Origin of the sequence: Klebsiella indica (assembly GCF_005860775.1) — a bacterium.
Taxonomy (GTDB): Bacteria; Pseudomonadota; Gammaproteobacteria; order Enterobacterales; family Enterobacteriaceae; genus Klebsiella; species Klebsiella indica.
The window spans coordinates 93,765-120,050 of the sequence record NZ_VCHQ01000026.1 but is presented as its reverse complement, the minus strand read 5'-3'; the positions used below and the strand labels follow the sequence as shown (position 1 = coordinate 120,050).

Sequence of the window (26,286 nt, the reverse complement as noted above, 5' to 3'; positions counted from 1 at the left end):
CTCAGTCTCCACTCTCTAACGGCACCATTGATTCCCGCGACCATGAGGCCAGCACCGTTTGCCCTACCGGCGGCGCGTTCAACGCCGAGCCGCCATCACTATTCGCCTGACTCACCAGCAGCTTTTCGCCTCCCGCCAGTTTCAGTTCGACGCGTGTCGCAGCGCCCTGATATTGTACCGCCTGCACCACCCCCTCAATCTGAACCTCTCCGGCAACATTCAAACGAATGTGTTCCGGGCGCAGCGACCACATCCCCGGCATCGCGCACAATTTTTGTGAAAACGCAGGGTTAAAGACATTGGCGGTGCCGACAAATCCGGCAACGAACGCCGTTTTAGGCCGCAGGTAGAGTGTCTGAGGCGCATCAACCTGTTCAATGCGTCCATGATTAAACACCGCGACGCGATCGGACATCGAGAGCGCCTCGCCCTGATCGTGGGTAACAAAAATAAAGGTGATCCCCAGATCCTGTTGCAGTTTTTTCAGTTCAACCTGCATCTGCTCGCGCAGTTTTAAATCCAGCGCACCCAGCGGTTCATCCAGCAGCAAAACGCGCGGCTGATTGACCAGTGCCCTGGCTATCGCGACCCGCTGACGCTGACCGCCGGAAAGGTGCGCGGGTTTGCGCGCGTGGACAAAACCGAGCGCGACCTTCTCCAGCGCTTCATGAGCGCGGGCATGGCGTTCTTTTTTACCGATCCCTTTGACCATCAGCCCATAGGCGACGTTATCAAGCACCGACATATGCGGAAACAGCGCGTAATCCTGAAAAACGGTATTCACATCGCGCTGCCAGGGGGACAGTTCGCTGGCCGATTGACCAAAGATACGTATCGTCCCACCGGAAAGCTGCTCAAACCCGGCAATCAGACGCAGACAGGTCGTTTTGCCGGAGCCTGACGGCCCCAGCATCGAGAAAAATTCACCGTCGCGAATGGCGATACTGACGCCATCCACGGCCCGCACATCGCCGTATTGCCGCGAAACGTTATCAAATTCAACCGCGTGCATTCTCTTCGCCCCTGGCTGCTCAACGACCGCCCATAATCGCGATGTAATCCTGAGTCCAGCGGCTGTAGGGAACAAATTTCCCGCCTTCAGACACCGGCGTTTTCCAGAACGCAATTTTCGAGAACGCATTGTAGCCATTGGTCTCGCAGCCTTTATCGCCCAGCAACGTGCTGGCTTTACAGCCCTGCGGGACCACCGGCAGTGAACCAAACCAGGCGGCGACATCGCCCTGAACTTTCGGCGTCAGCGACCAGTTCATCCATTTATAGGCGCACACCGGATGTTTGGCGTCGCTATGCAGCATGGTGGTGTCCGCCCAGCCGGTTACCCCTTCTTTCGGGAAGACGGTGGCGATCGGTTGACCTTCTGCTTTCAGGGCGTTGGCCTGATACGGCCAGGCGCCGGATGCCACCACGCCTTCGTTTTTAAAATCGCTCATCTGTACGGTGGTATCGTGCCAATAGCGATGAATCAGCGGGTGCTGAGCGCGCAGCACTTTCAGTACCGCCTGGTACTGCGTCTCGGTAAGCTGGTAGGGATCGGTGATGCCCAGTTGCGGCTGCGTGGCTTTGACAAACAGCGCGGCGTCGGCAATATAAATCGGCCCGTCATAGGCCTGCACGCGGCCCTGATTGGTTTTGCCGTCCGGCAGCGTTTGTTTCACAAAGACCACGCTCCAGCTATCGGGCGGGGTCGGGAACGTTTTGCTGTTATACATCAGCAGGTTAGGCCCCCATTGATACGGCGTGCCGTAAACCTTACCGCCGACGTTAAACCATGCGCCTTTTGCGACACGCGGATCGAGGGTCTTCCAGTTGGCGATCAGCGCGGTGTTAATCGGCTGCACGCGCTTACCCATAATCAGGCGCAGAGACGCATCGCCGGATGCGGTCACCAGATCGTAGCCGCCTTTAGCCATCAGGCTGACCATTTCGTCAGACGTTGCGGCGGTTTTAACATTTACCTGGCAGCCGGACTCTTTTTCAAACTGGGTGACCCAGTCGTAGCTTTTATCCGTCTGTCCCCGTTCGATATATCCCGGCCAGGCGATAATATCGAGACGGCCTTCGCCTTTATCGAGAGACACCGGCGGCTCCGCGGCCTGCGCCGTCAGAAAAGCCATACCCAGCACACAAAGGCTACCACGGGCAATTTTTTTGCTCATCGGGTCTTACTCCTGTCACAAGAAAATTAGCGGCAGCCGTGCCGTAAAAATATCTCCCTTAATAACAGTAGACGGCACGTTATGGCCCCAGGAGAAATTTATTCAGGTTGTGACAAGGGGCGCATTACGCAAAAAACGAGATACTCTGGATAACTTTATGGATTATAGACAAGGAGTTAGCCGGAGAAAACGACTATGCATATTTCCTATGACTAATGGCGGAGCAATAATATCAAAAATGATAGCCGATATATTGATATCACTTTGATAGCCCTTTATGTCAATTTAGTAAAAAACACATTCACCATTAATTGCCCAATATGATTAAACATCAGGGAAATTACTATATTGGCGATTATCAATAAGCTTCTATCATAAAATTAAACGGTCATATTTACCCCCAAAATCATTCGAATGAGCAGAAAAAAGATGAACCGTTTTGAATCGTACTGGCCTCGTTGCGAAGCGGCAAAACCGGGGGGGCAGATAACGCAAAAAGTACGCCAGACACGGATTTCCACCCCGCAATACAGCAGCCTGCTGGCGGTTCTTATGGATGAGGCGAGTTATGCCGCAATCCATTCGCCGACAGACTGAAATAGATCGTCGATATAACCCCCATTAGTTTTGGTATGGAAAATGCTTTAAAAGAAAGGTCTGTTAATAAAGACCTGCAAGCCGAGCATAGATGCCTTCAAATAGCAGTTTAAGGCCCAGACAGAATGGAGGATATATGGATAATGACACTCTGGATGTCGCACCACCGACGCCAGCTAATAACGCACCGCCGCCATTTTTTTCAAAAGCACGTATTATCGCCAGGCCGGGATTTAACCGCTGGCTTGTCCCGCCTGCAGCATTAGCAATCCATTTATGTATTGGTATGGCCTATGGCTTCTCTGTTTTCTGGTTACCGCTTTCAAAAGCAATTGGTATTACGGCACCTGTAACCTGTCCAGCAAACATGCGTTTTTTTCAGCAGGTGATTTCAACCACCTGTGACTGGAAAATCTCTATGCTCGGCTGGACATATACGTTGTTTTTTATTTTTCTTGGTTGTTCTGCCGCAATCTGGGGCACCTGGCTGGAGAAGGCCGGGCCACGCAAAGTTGGATTGGTATCCACGCTATGCTGGTGCGGTGGCCTGCTCATCTCAACCGTTGGCGTCTATCTGCATCAGATATGGATGCTATGGCTCGGCTCTGGCGTTATCGGCGGGATAGGTCTGGGACTGGGATATATTTCGCCTGTTTCAACCCTGATTCGCTGGTTCCCCGACAAGCGTGGTATGGCAACAGGCATGGCAATTATGGGGTTTGGCGGGGGGGCGATGGTTGGCGCGCCTCTGGCGAATAAGCTGATGACCTATTTTGCCAGCGCGGATGGTTTAGGGGTGTGGCAGAGCTTCCTGGTCATGTCGGTTATCTACACCCTCTTTATGGTTTCAGGCGCTATTGCTTACCGTATTCCGCCAATTGGCTGGAAACCGGCTGGCTGGACGCCTCCGGAACCTAAGGCTAACAAGATGAAAATAACAGAACGGCATGTGCACGTCAGCGTGGCCTGTAAAACACCGCAGTTCTGGCTGTGCTGGGCCGTACTCTGCCTGAATGTTTCCGCTGGTATCGGTATTATCGGCATGGCTTCGCCGCTGCTGCAGGAAGTCTTTGCCGGCAAACTGCTGGGCAATACGCTCACCTACAATCAACTTAATGCTTCGCAGCTGACCAGTATCGCCGCTATTGCAGCGGGCTTTACCGGTTTGTTGAGCCTGTTCAATATTGGCGGTCGTTTTTTCTGGGCGTCCTGCTCTGACTGGTTTGGGCGCAAAACGACTTTTGCCCTGTTCTTCTCCATCGGTATTGCGCTGTACGCCTCCGTCCCCTGGCTGGGGCAAATGGGTAATGTGGTACTGTTTGTGATTGCATTCTGCATCATCATCTCAATGTACGGCGGCGGTTTCGCCACGATCCCCGCCTATCTGGCCGACCTGTTCGGGACGCAAATGGTGGGCGCAATTCATGGCCGGCTGTTAACCGCCTGGGCCGCAGCGGGTGTACTGGGGCCCGTGCTGGTGAACTACCTGCGCGAATATCAGCTAAACGCCGGTGTACCTCAGGCTGATGTATACAACATAACTCTCTATATTCTGGCCGCGATGCTGGGGCTGGGACTATTGTGTAACCTGATGATTCGCCCGGTCGCAGATAAATACTATATGACAGAGGCAGAGCTGGCGGCTGCTCGCTCAATGTATAACGTGAATCCCAATGCTGTACTCGAATGGAATGCGTCTCCTGGCAGTAAGCCTGTTGTAGCGTTGGCATGGCTGATTGTTGGCGTACCGTTGCTATGGGGGGTATGGGTCACGCTGCAACAGACGGCCGCATTGTTCCATTAGAGGCGTTTTTAACGAAAATGGCGCTGTTGCGGATACAGCGCCATTTTTATGTTTATCGTCAGATAAACGTCCGGGAAAAGACAACGCTACACCAGCATCTCGCGGATCAATTCACCCAATCGTTTCACTCCCTGCTCTTCTCTTTCGCCCCAGCCCCATGCGGTATTAAAGCGGAAAAATGAGGTCCAGCTTGCGGTGGTGGAAAACATTTTACCCGGCGCGATGCTGATGTTATGAGTCAGTGCGCGGGCGCTAAGTTCTCCAGCATCGACGCCAGCCGGGAGCTCAAGCCAGAGGAAATAGCCGCTATCGCTATGATGAATTTTCACCTCCGCAGGGAGATGGCGCAACAATGCCTGCCAGGCCTGCTGTTTGCGTTCGGCGAGCTGACGACGTAAACGCCGCAAATGCGCGTCGTAACGCTTGGTGGCAAGATAGTCCACCAGCGCCAGTTGCATTGGCGAACTGGTGGAAAGCGTGCTCATCAACTGTAGCTGCTGGATTCGCCGGGCGTGCCTGCCCGCCGCCACCCAGCCGATGCGAAACCCTGGCACCAGACACTTGGAGAAAGAGCTACAGTGTAGCGTCATGTCATCGCGATCCCAGAACTTCGCTGGTAACGGTTTTTCGCGGCCAAAATAGAGCTCGCTATAGACATCATCTTCAATCAGCATCACGTTGTAGCGTGCCAGCAGCGCCACCAGCCGGGATTTTTTCTCTGCGCTAAGGGTAAAGCCGAGCGGATTTTGCCCGTTGGTCATCAGCCAGCAGGCTTTGACCGGGTAGTTCTGTAACGCCTGTTCCAGCGCGGCAAGGTCGATCCCCTCTCTGACATCCGTCGCCACCGACAAGGCCTTGAGACGCAGCCTTTCCAGCGCCTGTAGCGCCCCGTAGAAGCAGGGATTTTCCACCACGACCCAGTCGCCGGGTTCAGTGACCGCCTGCAGGCTAAGGTTGAGCGCTTCCAGCGCTCCGGCGGTAATAACGATATCGTCCGGGGAGATATTCATCCCCTGAAGCGCATAGCGTCGGGCAATCGCATGCCGCAATTTATCGCTGCCCGGCGGCAGGTTTTCAATCACGCTCATGGCCGTCGCGGTTTTGCTCACCTGCGCCAGCGAGCGGTTGAGTTGCGGTAAGGGAAACAGACGCGGATCGGGGAAGGCGGAGGCAAACGGCAGCATCGACGCCTGACGACTGGCCTGCAGCACCTCAAAAATGTAGGTATTAATGTCAACCGATTCATCGCGGGTCACCTGCGCGGGCGGCTCAGCCTGGCGCTGTTTGCTCGGTTGCGGCGCGACATAATAGCCCGACTGTGGACGCGCGATAACCCGTCCCTGACTTTCCAGCAGTTGATAGGCGTGGCTGACGGTCATAAAGCTCATCCCGCTGCTTACCACTTGTTCACGCAGTGAGGGTAGCCGATCCCCGGGTAGCCACACCCCAAGCGTAATCTGTTCGCTAATCTGCTGCGCCAACTGCTGATACTTTTTCATTACGCATTCCGCTTCGCCATTCTCAGGAACAATAATATATCAGATGAAAAATAATAGTCGGTTATAAAAACTGTTATAGGAAAAAACACCTTTTCTGTTCCTGCAACGCATTTATAACCCGGCTTAGAATTGCGCTGAATCAATTTTATTGCGGAGTTCTGCATGTTCGATCTCGATGCATTCCACCTGGCGCGGATCCAGTTCGCCTTCACCGTGTCATTTCATATTATCTTCCCCGCCATCACCATCGGGTTAGCCAGCTACCTGGCCGTGCTGGAAGGCTTATGGTTAAAAACCCAAAATCCGACCTGGCGCTCGCTTTACCACTTCTGGTCGAAAATCTTCGCCGTCAACTTTGGTATGGGCGTGGTTTCCGGACTGGTGATGGCCTGGCAGTTCGGAACAAACTGGAGCGGATTCTCCGGGTTCGCCGGGAGCATTACCGGCCCTCTGCTGACCTATGAAGTCCTGAGCGCCTTCTTCCTTGAAGCCGGATTCCTCGGGGTGATGTTGTTTGGCTGGAATCGTGTCGGCCCCGGCCTTCACTTCTTTGCCACCTGTATGGTGGCGCTGGGGACGATTATCTCCACGTTCTGGATCCTCGCCTCCAATAGCTGGATGCAAACGCCGCAGGGGTTTGAGATCGTCAACGGCCAGGTGGTGCCGGTGGACTGGTTCGCGGTTATTTTTAATCCATCGTTCCCTTACCGTCTGCTGCATATGTCGCTGGCGGCCTTTCTCAGCAGCGCGCTATTCGTCGGCGCCTCAGCGGCATGGCACCTGTTGCGCGGCAACAATCCCCCCGCCGTTCGCGCGATGTTCTCCATGGCGCTATGGATGACGCTGATTGTCGCCCCTATTCAGGCAACGATCGGCGATATGCACGGGCTGAATACGCTCAAGTACCAGCCCGCCAAGATCGCCGCCATTGAAGGCCACTGGGAGAATATCCCCGGAGAACCCACCCCGCTGCTGCTATTCGGCTGGCCGGATATGCAACGGGAACGTACTCGCTATGGTCTGGAAATTCCTGCCCTCGGTAGCCTGATTCTCACCCATAGTCTGGATAAACAGGTTCCCGCGCTGAAGGCGTTCGCCCCGCAAGATCGTCCTGATTCCACCATCGTTTTCTGGTCTTTCCGCCTGATGGCCGGGCTCGGCATGCTGATGCTCCTGCTCGGCGCGCTGGGCCTGTGGCTGCGTTATCGCGGTCGACTGTATCATTGCCGCCCCTTTTTACGCTTTGCGCTGTGGATGGGCCCCTCGGGGCTGATTGCCATCCTTGCGGGCTGGGTCACGACAGAAGTGGGTCGTCAGCCCTGGGTCGTTTACGGCGTACTGCGTACCGCTGATGCCGTTTCCGCGCACGGTACCCTGCATATGTCGATCAGTCTGTTGACCTTTATTGTGGTCTATAGCGCGGTATTCGGTATCGGCTATAGCTACATGCTACGTCTGATTCGTAAAGGACCACAGGAAGCGCAGCCAGCGACCTCAGGCACGCCAGCACGCCCACTCTCTGCCGCAATGGACGATTTTAAATCTAAGGAGTCTCGTTAAATGGGTATCGACTTATCCGTCATTTGGTTTGTCATTATCGTTTTCGCCATCCTGATGTATATCGTGATGGATGGCTTCGATCTGGGCATTGGCATGTTATTCAGCGTCACGCGGGATGTCGCCGATCGTGACGTCATGGTGAATAGCGTCGCCCCGGTCTGGGACGGCAACGAAACCTGGCTGGTGCTTGGCGGTGCTGGCCTGTTTGGCGCGTTTCCGTTGGCCTACGCGGTGATTATTGATGCCCTCACGATCCCACTCACTCTGATGCTGATCGGCCTTATTTTTCGCGGCGTCGCTTTTGAATTTCGTTTTAACGCTACCCCATCACACCGCCCGTTTTGGGATATCGCCTTTATGGGGGGCTCGATTCTCGCGACGTTCACCCAGGGAATGGTGGTTGGCGCGGTAATCAACGGCTTCGCGGTAAGCGACCGCCATTTTAGCGGCGAAATGTTTGACTGGCTCACGCCGTTTACTCTGTTCTGCGGTTTGGGGTTGTGTATTGCCTATGCACTGCTAGGTGCCAGTTGGCTGGTGATGAAAAGCGAAAATTCACTGCACAGAAATATGCGAGTCATCGCACGCGGTTTGCTGCTGGCTCTGCTGATCGTTATTGCCGGCATCAGCATCTGGACTCCGTTAACCCAACCGGCCATTGCCGAACGCTGGTTCAGTTTGCCTGACATCTTCTTCCTGCTACCGGTACCGTTGCTGGTCGCGTCCCTAAGCGCCTGGTTATGGCGCACGCTGCATAACAGCACCAGCCACCTGCTGCCTTTTGTCCTCACGCTGGGACTGATCTTTCTCGGTTTTGGCGGTCTGGGCATCAGTATATGGCCGCATATTATTCCACCGGGCATTACTCTCTGGCAGGCTGCCGCGCCCCCGCAAAGTCAGGGTTTTATGCTGGTCGGCGCGTTGCTTATTTTGCCGGTAATCCTCGGCTACACCTTCTGGAGTTACTACGTATTTCGCGGCAAAGTTCAACATGGAGAGGGATACCACTGATGCAACAATTATGGCTCAAGAGAATATTATGGATGCTCGCCCTGTGGGGAGCCAGCGTACTCGCGCTGGCGGCAATAAGTCTGGGATTCAGGCTATTAATGACCGCGGCAGGACTAAAGGCCTAAGACACCCTGCGGCAATGAAACTGATTGCCGTATCTCCATCTTGTCTCCATTTTTATTTGCTGAAATCGCTAAGCACATAAAAATAAAGGATGTCGTGATGAAAAAGATTTTTTTGTTATCCGCAGTGATGACGCTTGGGCTGTCGTCGTTCGTTTTTGCAGCAGATAACCCGCCCCCGCCGCCAGAAAAAACTTCCGCGACGCAGCACAATAACGATCGCCAGCAGAAAGCGCATCAGCACGACGGCAGGCAAGCGGCGAAAGGCAAGAAGCATGACGGTAAACACCAGCCGAAAGGTGTGCGCAAGGATGGCAAACAGCCGCCAAAAGGTGAGCATAAAGACGGTAAGCAGAACAATAAGCCGTTACCGCCGAAAAACTAAATTGCCCCTCCGCCCGATAGCGAACCTGTCGGGCTTTTTTTCGCCCTCTGTCAGGCGACGCTGACAAAGGATTTTCCCTTCTTTGATAACCGCAGAAATAAGCTCAACAAATCCCTGGCATAGTGAGCCACAGTTAGCGACAGAACGGAAAAAAGTATGTTTAAGAGATACATCGCGACGTTACTGCTAATGTGTGCGCTGTTTTCCGGGCACGTGCTGGCCCGCAAACAAGGGCACGATTTCTTCCCGATTCAAAGTCTCGAACAACAATTGCGACATGAAGCAGACAGCGATGAACTGCGCAGTCGGAGCGAGGAAGCCGCATCCGACCTGCGCGAACATCATCACTGGCAGAATGCACGGAAACCCAAAATGCATGACGACCGGTAGCAACTCTCGGCGCTCAGATGCCCTTACGTTTCGGCAGCGTTTTCAACAGATCATCCGGACTGACAGAAGCCACGATACTGCCAGGCAGCGGCATTTTCAGGATATGGTTTTTTATCTTGCCGATCACATGCATTTCGCAAGGACGGCAATCAAATTTCAGCGTGAGCACTTCATCGCCATGAATCAGCTGCATTGGCGTGGCTTTCCAGCTCTTAATAGAGCCTTTCGCCTGTTTTGGACACAGATTAAAGGCAAAGCGCAGGCAGTGCTTAGTGATCATTACCGGCACGTCTCCCTTCTCTTCATGTGCTTCATAGGCGGCATCAATTAACTGCACGCCGTAACGCTGATAAAACTCGCGCGCCTTATGGTTATAAACGTTCGCCAGAAACGACAGATGGGTTTCCGGATAAACAGGCGGCGGTACACAAACCGGTTTACGGCGGCCACGCACTACTGCCCTGAGACGCGCATCATCCAGCATTTCAGCCGTTTCACGGCGCAACTGGTTTAACAGGCTATTGGGTACGAACAGCGCCGGGAGCGTAATCTGTACATCACGCGCGTAGTAAATTGTCTGGCCTAACCTGGCCACGCCGTCACGTAAGCTGGCCCTCGCTTTCTCCGCCTGGGTCGCCTCGACAAACTCACCGTCCAGAGTATGCGTAACGCTCACCCCCTCTTCGCTGGTCATGGTCAGAACCAGTTGTTCCTGCCATCCGCTTAGTTCGATATCTACTGCGATTCGACGCTCGCTGGACGTTTTCAACAGCGCCTGCTGCCAGTTATGATCGAGGTTACGGTTTAACGGCTGATGCGGTCGCGCTTTATATAAATCGGCAGGCATTTCGTTTGGCCAGACGCGATAACGGTTTTCGCCGGTTTTTTCTACCGTGTTGGCGCGAAAGCCGACAATTTCACGTTTAATCATTACGTTAAGCCCGTCACCGTTGGCCAGCGCTTCGCTCACTTCAACATCAAGAAAATCTTTGCCGACTTTCAGAACCTCCCCCACCGGCAGGCCAATAAACTTCGGCGAGTCAAACGCGCCAATGTCGCCCTTGCGCGCATGAACAAAATAGTCGGTGCTGCCGCGATGAAAAGTTTTATCCGTGGATGGGACAAAGAAATGTTCGGTCCGGCCCGCAGAGGAACGGGCAAGGTCGCCGCGATCGTCGATGATCGCGTCGAGCATCTGGCGATAATGCGCGGTGATATTCTTCACGTAGCTCATATCCTTATACCGGCCTTCGATCTTAAACGAGCGTACGCCCGCATCAATCAGCGCGGCCAGGTTGGCGGTCTGATCGTTATCTTTCATCGACAGCAGGTGTTTTTCGTAGGCCACCACGCGCCCCTGATCGTCTTTCAGGGTATAAGGGAGACGACAAGCCTGGGAGCAGTCGCCGCGATTGGCGCTGCGGCCGGTCTGCGCGTGAGAAATATTGCACTGCCCGGAATAGGCCACGCATAAAGCGCCATGAATAAAGAATTCAATGGTCGCATCGGTGTTATCGTAAATCGCTTTGATCTGCTGCAGATTCAGCTCACGCGCCAGAACGATCTGGCTGAAACCGACATCGGAGAGGAATTTTGCTTTCTCAACGCTGCGAATGTCGCACTGGGTGCTGGCATGCAGCTCAATTGGCGGAATGTCCAGCTCCATGACCCCCATATCCTGGACAATCAGCGCATCCACGCCGGTTTCATACAGGTCAGTAATCAGGCGCCGGGCGGGTTCCAGTTCATCATCATGCAGAATGGTATTCAGGGTCACAAACACTTTGGCGCCGTAGCGATGGGCAAACGGTACCAGATTTGCGATATCGCTCAGGCTGTTGCTGGCATTGTGGCGCGCGCCAAATCCCGGTCCGCCGATATAGACCGCGTCCGCGCCGTGCAAAATCGCTTCACGGGCAATCCCGGCATCGCGGGCAGGACTCAGTAGTTCAAGATGATGGTTTTGCAGGCGCATACGTTCGTCGTTATCCATTATAGGGGGCGAAATGGCGGCTATTGTAGTCAGAACGCCACGCAGACCAAAATGTTTTCCGCTACCGCCGCAGCGGGAATTTTTACTTTTCAGCAACGCATTGAAGAAAAATGTGTTTCTCTGGAAAAATGTCCGCGGATACCGTTATCACGTATTGCGGATTTTCCACGTCATGGTGTGATTATTATCTTAGTCATTTGCCAGGCCGCGGCTTTTGTTTTCTTTCGGATAATGAATCAGCGAATGGAAATGGGCTGTCTGCACGCCGTTATTGCGATAGGCATGGGCGACATCACCGGCGAAACGTCGCCCTTCGCCGGGCCGTAGTGACTGCCATTCCCCCTGCAAACAGAGTTCCAGTTCACCGCTAATCACCACCACATGCTCGATAACGCCTTTCTCATGGGGTGCGGATTCGCTCAGCGCGCCGGGAGCCAGCGTAACGGATAAATGATCGAATCGCAGCACCGGATCCCAGGGAAAAATGGGCGTCACCACCATGGCCTGCTGCTGGGGATCAAACACCGTCGGCCCGGCGGCGTTATCGGCAACGATAAAGGCAGAAAACGGCACGTTGAGGCCGGTGGCGATTTTCCACAGCGTGGCAACCGTCGGGCTGGATTCGTTACGTTCAATCTGGCCAAGCATCGCTTTCGATACGCTGGTTTCTTCCGCCAGTCGCGACAGGCTCCAGCCACGCTGTTGACGTAGTGTTTTTAACGTTGTCGACAGATGTTGCGCAATATTCATTCCACCTCCCGTTATATCTGAAGGAATTATACGCATATTCAATGAATTCCACAGAACGTTTAGCGGTAAACGCGATTGCGCACCGTGCTTCGCTATATCCCTTCTCTTTTGCAGATGTTTCCAGAAAAATGAGTAAAGCGCTACCAATGCCTGGCACACTTCGGTCTGAAAATGGCTTTTGCCGTTATCAGCGGTAATTGTGGTAAGTTCAGATGACAGCATTTCGATTAATTGATGGGATATAGGTCTGACTTCTCAACAGTTATCATGGTCATATTCTACAAAGAGAGTATGTAGATAATTGGTGGTTGAAATGGACTGCCGGAAGAATATGCCAATATTGCTGAGGTTTAAATGGATTGAGGGGCAAGAAGTGGGATCGTCTGAAACAGTAAAGAAAATCGTTATGCTGACCATTGCGGTCAGCCTGGCCACGGGATGCGCGCCGTTACATCCTTCCGGCTGCCATAAGACCACTGCAACGGGGAATTGCAGTTCAGGACGTTGGGATGATCAGGATGAATGGGGTGCGCAAGCGCGGGCAATCAGGGCGGCAATAAATGCCAAACTTGATGAACCGCAAAACTGGAAAGGGAAAAAATGCAGGTTGCATATGGAATTTTCTCAGGATGGTACGGCTTTAAAAATATCAACCAGCAACGGCAACAAAGCCTATTGCGAAGCGATTAAATCAGCAGCCCAGAAAGCTAAATTCCCGGCCTTCAACAATCCGGAAGTCTATCGAGATTTTCAAAAATCCGGCTTCGACATGCGCGGTTAACCACACCATGGCTATCTAAATGTCGGTTCCTGGCACACAGCGGACAGCCAACTGTACTGTCCGCTGTGTGCCAAAAGCAGAAGTATCAAAGGGTCAGTGCGAGTGAATTAACGACGGGTTGGTCATAGCTGTTGAGTAATTAATCTAAATAATGGACCATCATGCCGGATGGTTTGAAAATCGTAATTCTATGATTTACATATTCGGGCATAAATGCGGATGAGCGAAAATTTAGAATTCATGTTGTTAGCGCTTGAAAAATCACGTCAAGCCTTACCTGGCTGCAGACCAAATCCACCTGTAGGGTGCGTGATTGTCCATAAACGGGCGGTAGTTTCCGAAGGCTTCACTCAACATCCTGGCCATCATCACGCAGAGATAGACGCCATCTCAAAACTAACGGTTCCAATTAGTGAATGTGAAATCTTTGTCACACTTGAACCCTGCTCATATCAAGGAAGAACTCCCTCCTGTGCCTTGACACTTGCTGAATTGAAACCACGCCATGTCTATGTTGCCATGGAAGACCCGCATCCTAGAAACAGAGGTGAAGGCCTCAGAATTTTAAAAAATGCAGGAGTCAGCTTTACGCTAGGAGTTGGAAGACGAGAAGTGGAGAATTTTCTAAAACCTTATCTGATAAAGTCTTAAGCAGTGTGGACACATCAAAACTATGTTGGCTATAAAATTTCGGTCAGTTTCTCGCTTGTAGCCACCCCAGGGGCAGCTCCGTGCCAGGAGCGGACACTTTGCGTAATTTGCTATCACTATTGGATCTGATTATCATGAAATTATTTTATATTAGTATATTGCTAAAAATGCAAACAAAAGTTATCTTCAATTAATTGTGGCCTGATAAGAAAAATAGTGGTATCTAATAGGATGTTAAGTTTTTATCAAACTCTATACAAATAAGGCAAGCAAAAAAAATGAGTAATTCCTTTTCAATTATACTACCTAAAAAAGAAAATAGCCTAGAGGAAATAGAGACTAATCAGAGTGTGCTTATTATCGGTGCGAATGGTTCTGGAAAGTCTCGCCTTGGGACATGGATGGATCTTAAATCTCCTCAAAAAAATATGGTTCATCGTATTTCCGCTCAACGGGCTTTAGCGATGCCTGACCATACAACACCAACTTCGCTTAAACAAGCACAGAACAATTTACTCTATGGAAATGCGGATTTGGGAAATTCGGAACCATTTTGGTATAAAGAGCATAGGCGCTGGGTAAATAAACCTGCCATATCATCATTAAATGATTATGATAAATTAATGGTGTATCTCTTTTCAGACAAAGTTGAAGTGAATTCGGAATATATTGAATTAGTAAAACTTTCAGACGAAAGAATTGAACCACTGACAACTAAATTAGATAAGGTTAAATACGTTTGGGAAAAAACTTTACCTCACCGAGAGCTTGTTTTAGGTGGTTTGACAATTCAAACACGAGTAAGAGGAAATAACGATTTTGTCTATAACCCCTCAGAAATGAGCGACGGCGAGCGAGTTATTTTCTATCTAATTGGGCAATGTCTTGCAGCACCTGAAAATGGAATTATTATCATAGACGAGCCAGAAATTCATCTTCACAAATCTGTGCAAGTTCCATTATGGAAGGATATAGAAAAACTCCGACCTGATTGCCTGTTTGTATATATGACTCATGATACTGATTTTGCTGCAGCACTGCATGAAGCAAAGAAAATCTGGTTAAAAGGTTATGATGGTTCCTGTTGGGATTGGGAAGACGTTCCCGATGTAGAAGGCCTACCAGAAAGTTTACTAATTGAAATATTGGGCAGTAGAAAACCAATTGTTTTTGTAGAGGGGGAAAATGGAAGCTATGATGTATCCCTTTACCGTGCTGTGTTAAATAATTATCTAGTGATACCATCTGGTTCTTGTAGCCAAGTAATACAAAATGTTAAAGCTCTAAGAACCAGTGAAGAACTCCATTATATGGAAGTTTTTGGTATTATTGATAGGGATAGGCGTGTTGAAGGGGAAATTCAATCGCTTCTAGAATATGGTATTTATACTCTAAGCGTAGCAGAAGTCGAAAATCTCTTTTGCGTTCCGGAAGTTATAACTTTAGTTAGCGAACGATTAGTCAGAAATCCAGATGAAGATCTACAATCAGTTAAAGATTTTGTGTTCCGTGCAATATCCTCAGAGCTAGATACTCAGATTTCACTGCGTGTGGCTGGCGAAATTAAATTCATGCTTAATTGTTTCGATGAAAAAGCAAAAGGGATCGATGGTCTTAGTAACGCTCTTAACTTGTTGACGTCAAAAATTAATGTTAAAGAACTTTATAATGAAAGTTTATCTTTGTTTAAAAATGCAGTTGAGAAACGTGATTATCTTCTTGCATTAAAACTTTATAACAGGAAGAGCCTTTCATCCCAAGTGAGTAAGCATCTGGGGCTAGCTAACGGCCAACTTGCTGAATTAGTAGTTAGGATGGTTCACAATGAAAGTGGAGAGTCAATGAGAAAGGCTCTCAGACCATATTTTGGTGAGTTTTCGAGTAAAATAGTCATACAGAATGCATAATATTTATCATGACTGTGGTTGAATGATGTGTGCGGTTCATGTGTCCGCTTTTCGCTCAGAGCGCCCCCTTACACCTACTCTTCGGTCCGCCTCGTTTCATCAGGCGGCGTTAATAAGTTTATTGTGCGCTATAACGCACAATGTTAAAGTGCAACGACCGTTATAACGCACAAGGTGTTATCATGCGCGCTTTCTCTCTTCCTTTCCCGACGCTACTCGCCGGCTTTGTCGCCGTACTGGTAGGCTACGCCAGTTCCGCCGCCATTATCTGGCAGGCCGCCGCCGCTGCGGGCGCGGATGCTACGCAAATCGCCGGCTGGATGACGGCGTTAGGTCTCGGGATGGGCGTCAGCACGCTGGCGTTAACGTTATGGCGCAAGGCGCCTGTTCTCACCGCCTGGTCAACGCCAGGCGCTGCGCTACTGGTCAGCGGCCTGCAAGGTGTCACCCTGGCACAGGCGGTAGGTGTCTTTATTTTTGCCAACGTCTTAATCGTGCTTTGCGGTCTCACCGGTATATTCGCGCGGTTGATGAAAATCATTCCCCATTCGCTGGCGGCGGCTATGCTGGCAGGCATTCTGCTGCGTTTCGGTATGCAGGCTTTCGCCGCTCTGCAGAGCAATCTGCTGCTGTGCGGCAGTATGTTAGCCGCATGGCTGCTGTGTAAAGCCTGGTTTCCCCGCTTTGCCGTAGTGGCCGCCCTGCTGGTCGGCGGCATGGTTGCCGGATTAAACGGAGAGGTGACGGCGTCACAAATAGACTTTGATTTTGTCGCGCCTGCGTATATTGCCCCTGTTTTTTCCCCGACGCTGCTGCTCAGCGTCGGTTTGCCCTTTTTCCTTGTCACGATGGCTTCGCAAAACGCTCCCGGCTTCGCCACCCTTCAGGCCTCCGGCTACCGCGTTCCCGCCTCACCGTTAATCGTTGCGACCGGGGGGCTGGCGCTGCTGCTGTCGCCGTTTGGCGTCTACTCCATCTGTATCGCGGCAATTACCGCCGCCATTTGCCAAAGCCCGGAAGCCCACCCGGAACCACAAAAGCGCTGGCTTGCGGCTGCGGCGGCTGGCGTTTTTTATCTTCTGGCGGGAATTTTCGGCGGTTCGATCACCGCTCTGATGTCGGCGTTACCCATCGACTGGATACAGATGCTTGCCGGGCTGGCGCTCCTCAGTACCATTGGCGGCAGTCTGTTTCAGGCGCTGAATCATGAGAATGAGCGTGATGCGGCAGTAATCACGTTTCTGATCACCGCCAGCGGCGTCACGCTGGCAGGTATTGGTTCCGCATTCTGGGGGCTGGTGCTGGGCGGCGTCAGCTATACTCTGCTGTCAACGCTGCGCCGCGCGTAGCTGTGATGGCGTCAGACCCATGGCGCTCTTGACCCGGTTGCTAAAGTGGCTGGCGGAACTAAAACCACAGGCGATGGCGATATCGGTTAACGGCAACGAGCTATGACAAATCAGCGCCTGCGCTTTAACCATCCGGCGCTGCATCACGTACTGATGTGGGGCCATTTTCATCGATTGACGAAACATGCGCGCGAAATGGTACTCGCTCAGCGCCGCTTCCTGGGCGAGGGAGGCCAGCGTTAGCGGCTGGTCCAGATTCTCTTCAATCAACGCCACAATATTACGCAATACGTGGGGCGCCAGCCCGCCGGTGACCGTCGGTAAACGCCACTGGACGTTCGCGTAATGCTGGATCAGGTGCGTCAGCAACAACGTGCTGGCAGAACTGAGCGTGAGCTGGTTCGCTTTCTGTTGCCAGTCGTTACTCAGGAGAAACTGGCGATAAACAGCAGTGATCCTGTCATCGCTGGCAAAGGTTTTCACCTGCAATGTCAACGATGCCGGGCTACGGTCCCAGATCTGTTCACCAATTCGACGCAAATGTTCATCGGTACAGTACAAATGCACAAACGACAGATCGCCGCGAATATCCCAGGTGCTCTCATCGCCTTTCGGCATCAGACAGAAACGATCCGGCCCGCCGCCGTTTTTCCAGCCGTGAGGTGTTTTTTGATAGCTTTCATAGCCATCGGCAATATACAAACTCAGCGTGTGATGACCGCTTTGTACCGTTATGGTATCGAGATTGTTATACCAGGCTGCCAGCTGAATACCTGAGTTAAGCTTCACCGTCTCCCGCAGTACGGCATTCTTTCGCCGCAATGTTTCGAAAGTCTCGTAAACCATAGCCTTCACATTGTCGATTTCGCAGATATCCAGTCTATGAAGAGCCGCCGACAGATACCAGTATTCACTGCCGGTAAAGCAAAATATGCGCAAGATTTTGCAAGTCGGCAACAAGCCGATGACAGCGCCCCTCTCTCCGCCAGCGCAAAATAGTCGCGACCACACTCACAGGAGAGACATTGTGAACGCTTTACTCTATGGCTTAGTTGTCGTCATCTGGGGGACGACCTGGATCGCGATTTTTTTACAGCAGGGCCCGGTTGCCGCGCCGGTGTCCATTTTCTGGCGTTTTGCCGTCGCCAGCGCCGCAATGTTGACCATTCTGCGGGTCACCCGTCGTCTGGGATCGTTGAGCAGACGCGACCATTTTTTCTGCCTGCTGCAGGGTTGTTGCGTGTTTTGCTTCAATTTCTGGTGCTTCTATACCGCGGCCGCGTATATCAATACCGGTCTGGAATCGGTGATCTTTTCCATGGCGGTGCTGTTTAACGCGATTAACAGCTTTCTTTTTTTCCGCCAGCCGCCTCCGGGTCGCTTCTGGCTGGCGGCCGCACTGGGCCTCGCGGGGATCGTCACGCTATTCTGGGATGATTTATGGGCCAGCGGCCTCAATGCATCGATCCTGTTGGGTATCGCCCTGAGCGCGGCAGGAACCTACGGGTTTTCTTTGGGAAATATGCTCAGTATTCGCCACCAGCGCCGTGGCCTGGACACATTAAGTACCAATAGCTGGGCGATGCTCTATGGCACGCTGGTGATGGGGGCGATTGCCCTGGTGCGCGGCGATGATTTTTCGCCTCAGTGGACGCTGAGCTATATGGGCGCGCTGCTGTATCTGGCGTTGTTCGGTTCGGTTATCGCTTTCGCCGCCTACTTCACCTTGCTGGGGAGAATCGGTGCGAGCAAAGCCGCTTACAGTACCCTGCTGTTCCCGCTGGTAGCGCTGTCGATTTCCACGATTTATGAAGGATATGTCTGGCATCACAATGCCGTGATTGGGCTGGTGCTGATACTGGTCGGAAATCTGGTGATGTTCGCCCGTCCTGAACAGTGGCATTTGCGGCGTAAACCCGCCTGATTCACTTTCGCTGGATAACATACCAGAGAGAGTGTTCGGCATTGCTGCCGGGTGGCGGCTAACGCCTGACCCGGCCTGCAAATCCTGTGATATCAATATATTATTTGATATCCACCTGGTAAAAAATATGTTTGCCAAAAGGATCGATTTCGTAGCCGGAAACGTTTTTACGTACCGGTTCAAAAATCGTCGAATGGGCAATCATCACCGCCGGCATCTGGTCGTGCATCATCTGCTGGGCCTGAATATATAGCGCTTCACGTTTTTGGCGATCGGTTATCGATTTTGCCTCAGCGATGATCTTATCAAATGGCTGATAGCACCATTTTGCCGAGTTAGATCCCCCGTTTGCCGACTGACAGGTAAATAACGGACCGAAGAAGTTATCCGGATCGCCGGTGGCGGTGGTCCAGCCCATCAGCGCCGCCTGATGCTCGCCATCTTTTACCCGCTTCAGGTATTCCCCCCACTCATAAGTGGTGATTTTGGTCTGCACGCCAATTTTCGCCCAGTCGGCCTGTATCATCTCAGCCATACGTTTGGCATTTGGGTTATAGGGTCGCTGCACCGGCATCGCCCACAGGTCGATGGTAATCGGGCCGGTCACGCCTGATTCCTGCAGCAAAGCTTTGGCCTTCTGCGGATCGTAATCATAATCCTTCAGGGTACTGTCCGCGCTCCACACTCCCGGGGGCAGTAAATTTTTTGCCACCGTGCCCGTACCGTGGAATATGGCGTCGATAATGGCCGGTTTATTAATGGCCATCGCTAAGGCCTGGCGGACCTTAACGTTATCGAGCGGCGCTTTTTGGGTATTGAAGGCCAGGAAACCGGTATTGAGGCCCGCTTTGCTCATCAGATTAATGTCTTTATTCGCCTTCATTCGCGGCAAATCCGCCGGGTTCGGGAACGGCATCACCTGACACTCATTTTTTTCCAGTTTGGCATAGCGCACTGAAGCATCCGGGGTGATGCTGAAAATCAGACGGTCAATATGCGCTTTCCCCTGCCAGTATTCCGGGAACGCGGTGAAAAGAATGCGGGAGTCCTTTTGATATTGCGCGAGTTTAAAAGGTCCGGTACCAATCGGATCCATATCCACGCGTTCCGGCGTCCCGGCTTTGAGCATCGCATCCGCATATTCCGCCGATAAAATAGAGGCGAAATACCAGGCCAGGTCCGCCACAAACGGCGCTTCCGGATGCGCTAAAGTAAACCGCACCGTATATTCATCCGGTTTATCAATATGGGTAATAAGCTGCCCAAATTCGAGACTTTCGAAATTAGAATAGTTCCCATTGGAAACATTATGATAGGGATTTTGCGGATCTTTTTGCCGCATAAATGAGAAGATAACATCATCAGCATTAAAATCACGGGTCGGTTTAAAATATTTATTACTCTGGAATTTCACCCCTTTGCGCAAATGGAAAGTATAGACTTTGCCATCGTCGCTGACCTCCCAGCTTTCCGCCAGGCTTGGCTGCAATTCAGTGGTCCCGGCTTTAAAATCGACCAGCCGGTTATAAACCGGCACCGCGCTGGCGTCTACGCTGGTCCCGGAGGTGTAGAGCTGTGGGTTAAAGTTTTCCGGCGATCCTTCGGAACAGTAGACCAGCGTTTTTGCGCTAACCGCAGAACTGGCAGTCAGAACCGCGAATGCCAGAGCAAGCCTGATAAATTTGCGTTGCATATGCTTTCCTTTTTAATTTGTCAGCGAATGAATCGCTTGTTGTTTTCCCTTCCATACATAACACTAAAGCATGATTGCAAACACCTAATAACACGAATAAAGAAGGAATCACTATGTCATCAGCGTTAGCCAGTCAATTAACCCGACGCTTCTTTCGCTACCTGGCGATCAGCAGTCAGAGCGATCCGCGCGCCACCACACTCCCGACCACGGACGGGCAGCACGCAATGGCGCAGGCCCTTGCCGATGAGTTGCGGCAACTGGGGCTGGATGAGATCGTAATTGACGAACACGCGACCGTTACAGCGGTAAAAAGAGGTAACGTTCCAGGCGCGCCGCGGATTGGCTTTATTACCCATATCGATACCGTGGACGTCGGCCTGTCAGCGGATATTCATCCACAAATTCTGCGTTTTACAGGAGACGATCTCTGTCTGAACGCTGACAAAGACATCTGGCTGCGGGTGGCTGAACACCCGGAAATCCTCGCGTATCGCGATGAAGAGATTATTTTTAGCGATGGCACCAGCGTGCTCGGCGCCGATAACAAATCTGCGGTGACGGTAGTGATGACGGTACTGGAAAACCTGACGGCGGAACATCGTCATGGCGATATCGTCGTCGCGTTTGTACCGGATGAAGAAGTTGGCCTGCGCGGCGCGAAAGCGCTGGATCTCTCGCGCTTTGCCGTCGATTTCGCCTGGACTATCGACTGCTGCGAACTGGGCGAAATCGTCTATGAAAACTTTAACGCCGCAGCGGCAGAGATCCGCTTTACCGGCGTCACCGCTCACCCGATGTCGTCAAAAGGCGTGCTGGTCAACCCGCTGCTGATGGCCGCTGACTACATAAGTCATTTTGATCGTCAGCAAACGCCGGAGCATACCGCCGGACGCGAAGGTTACGTCTGGTTTAACGGCATCAAAAGCGACCAAAGCTGCGCGCTGTTGCAGGCCAGCATTCGCGATTTCGAGCTCGAAAGCTTTAATAACCGTAAACAGCAGATCGGCGAAGTGGCGCAGAAAATCGCCGCGCAGTATCCCACCGGTAAAGTCGAATTTCAGGTCAGCGATACCTATAGCAATATCAGCAATGCAATCGGCGAGGACCGGCGGGCCATTGATTTAATGTTTGAGGCGATGGAAAGCCTGGGAATTACGCCGAAACCCACGCCGATGCGCGGCGGCACCGATGGCGCAGCACTCTCGGCAAAGGGCGTGTTAACGCCAAACTTCTTTACCGGCGCGCACAATTTCCACTCAAAATTTGAATTTTTGCCGCTGCGCGCCTTTGAAGCCTCTTATCAGACCGCGTTTCAGCTCTGCCTGTTGGCGGCCCGTTAAGCGGGTTTGCGCGCCAGCATGGTGGCAAAACGCAGTTTGATCCGGTTACCGTTGGCGTCGGTGCGGTGCAGTTCACCGACGTCTTCGTTGTACTTGAGTCGTGCCCAGTCCGCATAGTAATGACGCAGTTCTTCCGGTTTAAAAGTGAACGGAAAGTCGACGGTACACGGATAATCCTCGCTATCCATCGCCGCTACAATCAGGTTATAGCCGCCAGGCCTGGTGCAGCGCTGCATATTGGCAATAAGGCCAGGGATAGTCTTCGCGTCAAGGAACATCATCACCACGGTGGAGAGAATAAAGTCATACTGGCCGTCAAAACTCAGCGTATTAAGGTCCTTAATCGACGTTTCCAGCCTTTCCAGTCCTTCCGCCTGACGAATGCTTTCAAGATTCCCGATACTCGCCGGGTTTTTATCCCACGCGGTTACCTCAAAACCGTTGGCCGCCAGATACAGACTATTGCGCCCGTTACCGCAGCCCAGATCCAGCGCCTTGCCTGGCGCAATCAGCGTCGCGGCATACACCACTTCTGAGTGCGTGCGTGTCAGCCCGTATTTATCGGTGAAGTAATTTTCATCACGAAGCGTCATGATTAATCCTTATTTTTGTGTGCAACATGAACCCACAGCGGGCAGAAGGCGCTGGCATAACGGTGAGCGTAATCACGCCCTGAACCAGCGCCAAATAACCTGGCGGTCACTCCCGTCTCGCGTCGGATTCTGGCTTTAAACTTAAGTTGCATTTTAAAAGAACCTTAAAAAACGCGCTACGGTGTTTTTTGCTATGTTTATGTTATGCGTAAGTAGTGAGATAGACAGATGCGTAAATATCGTCTCAGCGACAACGTTCGCCCGTTTCACTATCATATAGACGGGATCAAACATAGCGTGAATTTACGGCAAATTGTCGCCTTGCGTGATTTCGCCGACGTGAAAAGCGGGAGCGAAGGCGGCTGGCTGGACGATGAAGCCGCGCTGAGCCAGAACGGCGCGTGCTGGGTTTATGATACCAATAGCGCCGTTTTCGCCGGCGCGAGGATTAAAGGCGATGCGCGCTTAACCGGCGAGTGCATAATCAGCCATGGCGCGATTATCAGCGATAGCGTTCACCTGGATAATGTCTGCGTCAGTCATCATGCGCAGATAAGTGACAACGTCACTGTTGCGTGTTCGCAGATCCGCGGTGCATGTCAGGTGGCGGACAATGCGCGGATCCTCCCCCATTCTCTGATTATCGCCGCCCAGGGGTTAACCGCGGATCATGATAAAATCCTGCGTATCCATCAACAGGCTATCGTGAGTGCATCGCAAATTGTTCATCAGGCGCAGATATACGGTAACGCCTTTGTGGAATACGCGTTTATTGAGCACCGGGCGGAAATCTTCGACCACGCACGCCTGGAAGGCAATGCAGAAAACACTATCTGGGTCTGTGATAACGCCAGAGTATACGGTAACGCGCGAATTATCGCCGGGCACGAAGAGGACGCCATTCCAACCCTGCGCTACAGTTCGCAGGTGGCAGAACACGCGATCGTGGAAGGAAACTGCCTGCTAAAGCATCGGGTGACGGTCGGTGGACATGCGCAGCTACGCGGCGGGCCGATTCTGCTTGACGACAACGTGCGGGTCGAAGGCCATGCGGTTATCTGTGGCGATGTGGTGATTGAGCATCAGGTGACCATCTGCGATGACGTGCGGATAACGGCGGCCCCCGGCGCTGCCATTCATCTTCGCGGCGCGAAAGTGATTAACGGCGACGAGCATGTTACCCGCACACCCATAGTGGGTTTCCTGTAGCCTCGGCGCCCACTGACGCGCCTGTCCAGCGGGCGCCTGAGCGCCCCTTTAGGTTATTGCCGCGAAAAATCAATAATTCGCCCGTAGATGTTCTGGTCATCATACGATCCATTAAGGAATTCAGCCTGCTTCAGACACCCTTCAAGGCTGAAACCGTTGCGTAGCGCCACCTGATTGCTCCTGAGGTTCGATACCCGGCATTTAATCACAAAGCGCCGGACCGTACCGTTACGGGCAAAATAGTCCATAAACGCCTGCAACGCCTGAGAAAGCAGCCCCTGCCCCTGGTGGCGTTCATCAATCCAGTACCCGATATATGCGGCCTTATTGATCGGTTCAATCTGGTTAAACGACAGCACGCCGATTATCTTCTCATCCAGAAAGAGTAAAAACATTTTGGCATAGCCACGCTGGTGCAGCATCATGTTGCTCTGCACATGGCGGCGGGTTTCGTCTTCGTGACTGACATCCGCGGGCCAGTTTAATGACTGCTGAAGCCAAACCCGGTTTTTAATCACCAGTTGGTGCAGTTCCGTCACGTAACGCTCATCAACCGCGCGCAGGAAAAGCGATTCAGTGACAGGAATTTGTTCTATCGCAGGGGTATTTTCATCAGGCATAGCACACTCCGGGCAAAAAAAGAAACGCCCACAAAGTCACCTCTGCGGGCAGAACAGCAATTACTTCATCACCCGGTCATCAACATAGTTGCGTTTATCCGGCGCTGGCGGGAAATACTGATACAGCCAGGTTTCGCTGATCGCATCCCCCTGGCAACGCAGGAACATACGCATCTCAACCGGGTCGGTCGAATCAGAGGTTGGATACCAGTCAAACTGGATGCGATAGCCATCGAATGGTTCAACATAGAGAATTTCTATTTGTTTTGCTTCGCCGCTGGACAAGGTAATCACCGGTTCAATCCCTTTAGGCGCGGCAGCTTTCAGATCGCCGCCGATAAAATCGATGGCAAAACGGCGCGCCCATTTATCCGGATAATGTTCACCCGGCGCCCAGCCTTCCGGGAAGCCGCCCATTCCGGTACGCGTCGCCATGACCCGCGCCAGCGGTGAGCGGACCGGCGGCTGCGCGCTCCAGTAAAGGCGATAGCGGAAATCCAGCGCATCCCCGGCTTTTACCGGTTTCGCTGGCTGCCAGAAGCAGACGATATTATCCAGCGTTTCACCGGTCGTCGGGATCTCCATCAGGCTGACCGCCCCTTTCCCCCACTGATTACGCGGTTCGACCCACAGGCTCGGACGCTTGTTATACCAGCCCATAACATCCTGATAGTGAGAGAAGTCGCGATCCATCTGCAACAGCCCAAAACCCCGCGGGTTCTTGTCCTGGAAAGCGTTAAACTGCAGTTTTTGTGGGTTATTGAGCGGGCGGCAAATCCATTCGCCGTTCCCCAGCCACATCGACAGCCGGTCGGAATCGTGGATCTGTGGATGAATAGTGTCGCACACCCGCCGCTCGTTGGTGCCACAGCTGAACATACTGGTCATCGGCGCAATACCCAGCTGTTTGATATCTTTGCGCGCATAGATATGGTTCTCCACATCCATGATCACCTGTGTTTCCTGGCAGTTGACGACAAATTTATAGGCGCCGGTCACGCTTGGGCTGTCGAGCAACGCATAGACGGTAAATACCGTTGCGCCCGGCTTAACGGTCTCGAACCAGAAGGAGGTGAAGTCCGGGAACTCTTCCGGCGTATCGCTGAAGGTATCGATAGCCAGACCGCGCGCAGAGAGCCCGTATTGATACGTACTGTCCACCGCGCGGAAGTAGCTGGCGCCAAGAAAGGAGACAATATCGCGTCTCGCCAGCTCCGGCGCCTTAAAGACGCGGAATCCGGCAAAACCGAGATCGCTCTGGCCTTCCAGTTGGCGGGTATCAACACCGGCATCGTTGTATTTAAACAATTCAGGACGAAAGTGGATTTCCCGTGCCTGCTGCGTTTGCGCATCCAGGGAGAACATCCGTACCCGACGGCGAAAGCCCATACCCACGTGGAAAAACTGGATGTCCAGCTTGCGTTCGTCAATGTTATTCCACAGGGAGTGCGCCGCGTCATACTGAATGCTGTTGTAGGCCTGCGGCGTCAGGTTTGCCAGCGTCGGCGGCAGCGCGCGAGGTGCGCCGCCCCAGGGTTGACGGGCAAGATCGTGGGCCATCGACTGTAGCACCGCGTAGTCAAAGCGACGCGTCTGTCCGTCGGCAATTGCCGAATCTTCGGCAAATGCGGCTTTCGTAAATAGAGAGGCTACTCCTGACGTTCCGCATACAGCGGCAACAGCCATGGAAGATTTGAGAAAACGTCTGCGGTTCATGCCTGAGAAAGCATCCTTCTTCATATGTGGATTGAGACGCGACGTAACAAACCCATGCGTCGTGGATGTCGCTCACTCTAGACAAAAACGGTTGATAATCCAATTGTCGACGACAGAAAACCTGTGAAAAAAATATGTCCACCAGACCAGACCGAATATCGCCGAGGCGACGCTGAATCCCTTTGGTGTACAGCGACAAAGGGATCTGCCCG

At 52.3% G+C, this 26,286-nt stretch carries 24 protein-coding genes; 14 read left to right on the top strand and 10 right to left on the bottom strand.

The window, feature by feature from the left end; translation table 11 throughout:
• Position 1: 1 nt before the first annotated feature.
• Entirely contained in the window at positions 2–1,012 is a 1,011-nt protein-coding gene (locus FE839_RS18425; protein ID WP_138362230.1) for an ABC transporter ATP-binding protein, read from the bottom strand.
• Positions 1,013–1,031: 19 nt separating this feature from the next.
• Positions 1,032–2,177 (bottom strand): putative ABC transporter substrate-binding protein YdcS, encoded by a 1,146-nt coding sequence (ydcS, locus tag FE839_RS18420; protein ID WP_138362229.1) that lies wholly within the window; start codon positions 2,175–2,177, stop codon positions 1,032–1,034.
• Between the two features lie 429 nt (positions 2,178–2,606).
• On the opposite strand from ydcS, the gene FE839_RS24695 reads away from it, so the two are divergent.
• A complete protein-coding gene (locus FE839_RS24695) occupies positions 2,607–2,774 on the top strand; it encodes a hypothetical protein (protein ID WP_171034913.1) in 168 nt (55 codons plus the stop codon).
• A 136-nt stretch (positions 2,775–2,910) separates the two neighbouring features.
• A complete protein-coding gene (locus tag FE839_RS18415; RefSeq protein ID WP_138362228.1) occupies positions 2,911–4,578 on the top strand; it encodes an OFA family MFS transporter in 1,668 nt (555 codons plus the stop codon).
• Between the two features lie 86 nt (positions 4,579–4,664).
• Here FE839_RS18415 and FE839_RS18410 read toward each other — a convergent pair whose 3' ends face one another.
• Complete coding sequence (locus FE839_RS18410) at positions 4,665–6,077, bottom strand: aminotransferase-like domain-containing protein (protein ID WP_138362227.1); 1,413 nt, start codon at positions 6,075–6,077, stop codon at positions 4,665–4,667.
• 162 nt (positions 6,078–6,239) lie between these two features.
• On the opposite strand from FE839_RS18410, the gene FE839_RS18405 reads away from it, so the two are divergent.
• From FE839_RS18405 to FE839_RS18385, 5 genes are all read left to right on the top strand, one after another.
• Positions 6,240–7,637, top strand: a complete 1,398-nt coding sequence (locus tag FE839_RS18405) for a cytochrome ubiquinol oxidase subunit I (RefSeq protein WP_138362226.1) — start codon at positions 6,240–6,242, stop codon at positions 7,635–7,637.
• The gene (gene cydB, locus FE839_RS18400) at positions 7,638–8,648 is read left to right on the top strand and encodes a cytochrome d ubiquinol oxidase subunit II (protein ID WP_138362225.1); all 1,011 of its coding nucleotides are present in this window, start codon (positions 7,638–7,640) and stop codon (positions 8,646–8,648) included.
• The gene (locus tag FE839_RS18395) at positions 8,648–8,773 is read left to right on the top strand and encodes a DUF2474 domain-containing protein (RefSeq protein ID WP_138362224.1); all 126 of its coding nucleotides are present in this window, start codon (positions 8,648–8,650) and stop codon (positions 8,771–8,773) included. The genes cydB and FE839_RS18395 overlap by 1 nt, the downstream gene beginning before the upstream one ends.
• Before the next feature lie 97 nt (positions 8,774–8,870).
• Positions 8,871–9,155, top strand: a complete 285-nt coding sequence (locus tag FE839_RS18390; RefSeq protein WP_138362223.1) for a hypothetical protein — start codon at positions 8,871–8,873, stop codon at positions 9,153–9,155.
• A gap of 156 nt (positions 9,156–9,311) precedes the next feature.
• On the top strand, positions 9,312–9,545 hold the full coding sequence (locus tag FE839_RS18385; protein ID WP_138362222.1) for a DUF2554 family protein: 234 nt from the start codon (positions 9,312–9,314) through the stop codon (positions 9,543–9,545).
• A 13-nt stretch (positions 9,546–9,558) separates the two neighbouring features.
• On the opposite strand, the gene FE839_RS18380 is transcribed toward FE839_RS18385, so the two are convergent.
• Both FE839_RS18380 and FE839_RS18375 read right to left on the bottom strand, forming a co-directional pair.
• A complete protein-coding gene (locus tag FE839_RS18380) occupies positions 9,559–11,520 on the bottom strand; it encodes a peptidase U32 family protein (RefSeq protein WP_138362221.1) in 1,962 nt (653 codons plus the stop codon).
• A 207-nt stretch (positions 11,521–11,727) separates the two neighbouring features.
• Positions 11,728–12,288: a helix-turn-helix domain-containing protein gene (locus tag FE839_RS18375; protein ID WP_138362220.1), complete on the bottom strand. Its 561-nt coding sequence runs from the start codon at positions 12,286–12,288 to the stop codon at positions 11,728–11,730.
• 337 nt (positions 12,289–12,625) lie between these two features.
• On the opposite strand from FE839_RS18375, the gene FE839_RS18365 reads away from it, so the two are divergent.
• The 4 genes from FE839_RS18365 (at position 12,626) to FE839_RS18350 (ending at position 16,976) form a co-directional block, all read left to right on the top strand.
• Complete coding sequence (locus tag FE839_RS18365; RefSeq protein ID WP_138362390.1) at positions 12,626–13,069, top strand: cell envelope integrity TolA C-terminal domain-containing protein; 444 nt, start codon at positions 12,626–12,628, stop codon at positions 13,067–13,069.
• Between the two features lie 219 nt (positions 13,070–13,288).
• Positions 13,289–13,720: a bifunctional diaminohydroxyphosphoribosylaminopyrimidine deaminase/5-amino-6-(5-phosphoribosylamino)uracil reductase RibD gene (locus FE839_RS18360; RefSeq protein WP_138362219.1), complete on the top strand. Its 432-nt coding sequence runs from the start codon at positions 13,289–13,291 to the stop codon at positions 13,718–13,720.
• Between the two features lie 278 nt (positions 13,721–13,998).
• On the top strand, positions 13,999–15,627 hold the full coding sequence (locus FE839_RS18355) for a DUF4435 domain-containing protein (RefSeq protein WP_241675644.1): 1,629 nt from the start codon (positions 13,999–14,001) through the stop codon (positions 15,625–15,627).
• 182 nt (positions 15,628–15,809) lie between these two features.
• Positions 15,810–16,976 (top strand): benzoate/H(+) symporter BenE family transporter, encoded by a 1,167-nt coding sequence (locus FE839_RS18350; protein ID WP_138362218.1) that lies wholly within the window; start codon positions 15,810–15,812, stop codon positions 16,974–16,976.
• On the opposite strand, the gene FE839_RS18345 is transcribed toward FE839_RS18350, so the two are convergent.
• Positions 16,956–17,822 (bottom strand): helix-turn-helix domain-containing protein, encoded by an 867-nt coding sequence (locus FE839_RS18345; protein ID WP_138362217.1) that lies wholly within the window; start codon positions 17,820–17,822, stop codon positions 16,956–16,958. The two genes, FE839_RS18350 and FE839_RS18345, sit on opposite strands and share 21 nt — an antisense overlap.
• A gap of 181 nt (positions 17,823–18,003) precedes the next feature.
• Here FE839_RS18345 and FE839_RS18340 point away from each other — a divergent pair, with 181 nt between their 5' ends.
• Positions 18,004–18,900 carry a DMT family transporter gene (locus tag FE839_RS18340; RefSeq protein WP_138362216.1) on the top strand — a complete coding sequence of 299 codons (897 nt, stop codon included), beginning with the start codon at positions 18,004–18,006 and terminating at the stop codon, positions 18,898–18,900.
• Positions 18,901–19,000: 100 nt separating this feature from the next.
• On the opposite strand, the gene FE839_RS18335 is transcribed toward FE839_RS18340, so the two are convergent.
• A complete protein-coding gene (locus FE839_RS18335) occupies positions 19,001–20,593 on the bottom strand; it encodes an ABC transporter substrate-binding protein (RefSeq protein WP_138362215.1) in 1,593 nt (530 codons plus the stop codon).
• 113 nt (positions 20,594–20,706) lie between these two features.
• Between FE839_RS18335 and pepT the strand changes: the two genes are divergently transcribed.
• Complete coding sequence (gene pepT, locus FE839_RS18330; protein WP_138362214.1) at positions 20,707–21,936, top strand: peptidase T; 1,230 nt, start codon at positions 20,707–20,709, stop codon at positions 21,934–21,936.
• On the opposite strand, the gene tehB is transcribed toward pepT, so the two are convergent.
• Entirely contained in the window at positions 21,933–22,529 is a 597-nt protein-coding gene (gene tehB, locus FE839_RS18325; RefSeq protein ID WP_138362213.1) for a tellurite resistance methyltransferase TehB, read from the bottom strand. The two genes, pepT and tehB, sit on opposite strands and share 4 nt — an antisense overlap.
• A 228-nt stretch (positions 22,530–22,757) precedes the next feature.
• Between tehB and ydcK the strand changes: the two genes are divergently transcribed.
• Positions 22,758–23,738 (top strand): YdcK family protein, encoded by a 981-nt coding sequence (gene ydcK, locus FE839_RS18320; RefSeq protein WP_138362212.1) that lies wholly within the window; start codon positions 22,758–22,760, stop codon positions 23,736–23,738.
• 53 nt (positions 23,739–23,791) lie between these two features.
• On the opposite strand, the gene rimL is transcribed toward ydcK, so the two are convergent.
• Together rimL and FE839_RS18310 are read right to left on the bottom strand one after the other, a co-directional pair.
• A complete protein-coding gene (gene rimL, locus FE839_RS18315; protein WP_138362211.1) occupies positions 23,792–24,358 on the bottom strand; it encodes a 50S ribosomal protein L7/L12-serine acetyltransferase in 567 nt (188 codons plus the stop codon).
• 60 nt (positions 24,359–24,418) lie between these two features.
• Complete coding sequence (locus FE839_RS18310) at positions 24,419–26,074, bottom strand: glucan biosynthesis protein D (RefSeq protein ID WP_138362210.1); 1,656 nt, start codon at positions 26,072–26,074, stop codon at positions 24,419–24,421.
• Positions 26,075–26,286 lie beyond the last annotated feature (212 nt).

Bases quoted from the DNA above. Each gene is read 5' to 3' on its own strand.
- FE839_RS18425 (WP_138362230.1), bottom strand. From the start codon at position 1,012: ATGCACGCGGTTGAATTTGATAACGTTTCGCGGCAATACGGCGATGTG.
- ydcS (WP_138362229.1), bottom strand. From the start codon at position 2,177: ATGAGCAAAAAAATTGCCCGTGGTAGCCTTTGTGTGCTGGGTATGGCT.
- FE839_RS24695 (WP_171034913.1), top strand. From the start codon at position 2,607: ATGAACCGTTTTGAATCGTACTGGCCTCGTTGCGAAGCGGCAAAACCG.
- FE839_RS18415 (WP_138362228.1), top strand. From the start codon at position 2,911: ATGGATAATGACACTCTGGATGTCGCACCACCGACGCCAGCTAATAAC.
- FE839_RS18410 (WP_138362227.1), bottom strand. From the start codon at position 6,077: ATGAAAAAGTATCAGCAGTTGGCGCAGCAGATTAGCGAACAGATTACG.
- FE839_RS18405 (WP_138362226.1), top strand. From the start codon at position 6,240: ATGTTCGATCTCGATGCATTCCACCTGGCGCGGATCCAGTTCGCCTTC.
- cydB (WP_138362225.1), top strand. From the start codon at position 7,638: ATGGGTATCGACTTATCCGTCATTTGGTTTGTCATTATCGTTTTCGCC.
- FE839_RS18395 (WP_138362224.1), top strand. From the start codon at position 8,648: ATGCAACAATTATGGCTCAAGAGAATATTATGGATGCTCGCCCTGTGG.
- FE839_RS18390 (WP_138362223.1), top strand. From the start codon at position 8,871: ATGAAAAAGATTTTTTTGTTATCCGCAGTGATGACGCTTGGGCTGTCG.
- FE839_RS18385 (WP_138362222.1), top strand. From the start codon at position 9,312: ATGTTTAAGAGATACATCGCGACGTTACTGCTAATGTGTGCGCTGTTT.
- FE839_RS18380 (WP_138362221.1), bottom strand. From the start codon at position 11,520: ATGCGCCTGCAAAACCATCATCTTGAACTACTGAGTCCTGCCCGCGAT.
- FE839_RS18375 (WP_138362220.1), bottom strand. From the start codon at position 12,288: ATGAATATTGCGCAACATCTGTCGACAACGTTAAAAACACTACGTCAA.
- FE839_RS18360 (WP_138362219.1), top strand. From the start codon at position 13,289: ATGAGCGAAAATTTAGAATTCATGTTGTTAGCGCTTGAAAAATCACGT.
- FE839_RS18355 (WP_241675644.1), top strand. From the start codon at position 13,999: ATGAGTAATTCCTTTTCAATTATACTACCTAAAAAAGAAAATAGCCTA.
- FE839_RS18350 (WP_138362218.1), top strand. From the start codon at position 15,810: ATGCGCGCTTTCTCTCTTCCTTTCCCGACGCTACTCGCCGGCTTTGTC.
- FE839_RS18345 (WP_138362217.1), bottom strand. From the start codon at position 17,822: ATGGTTTACGAGACTTTCGAAACATTGCGGCGAAAGAATGCCGTACTG.
- FE839_RS18335 (WP_138362215.1), bottom strand. From the start codon at position 20,593: ATGCAACGCAAATTTATCAGGCTTGCTCTGGCATTCGCGGTTCTGACT.
- pepT (WP_138362214.1), top strand. From the start codon at position 20,707: ATGTCATCAGCGTTAGCCAGTCAATTAACCCGACGCTTCTTTCGCTAC.
- tehB (WP_138362213.1), bottom strand. From the start codon at position 22,529: ATGACGCTTCGTGATGAAAATTACTTCACCGATAAATACGGGCTGACA.
- ydcK (WP_138362212.1), top strand. From the start codon at position 22,758: ATGCGTAAATATCGTCTCAGCGACAACGTTCGCCCGTTTCACTATCAT.
- rimL (WP_138362211.1), bottom strand. From the start codon at position 24,358: ATGCCTGATGAAAATACCCCTGCGATAGAACAAATTCCTGTCACTGAA.
- FE839_RS18310 (WP_138362210.1), bottom strand. From the start codon at position 26,074: ATGAACCGCAGACGTTTTCTCAAATCTTCCATGGCTGTTGCCGCTGTA.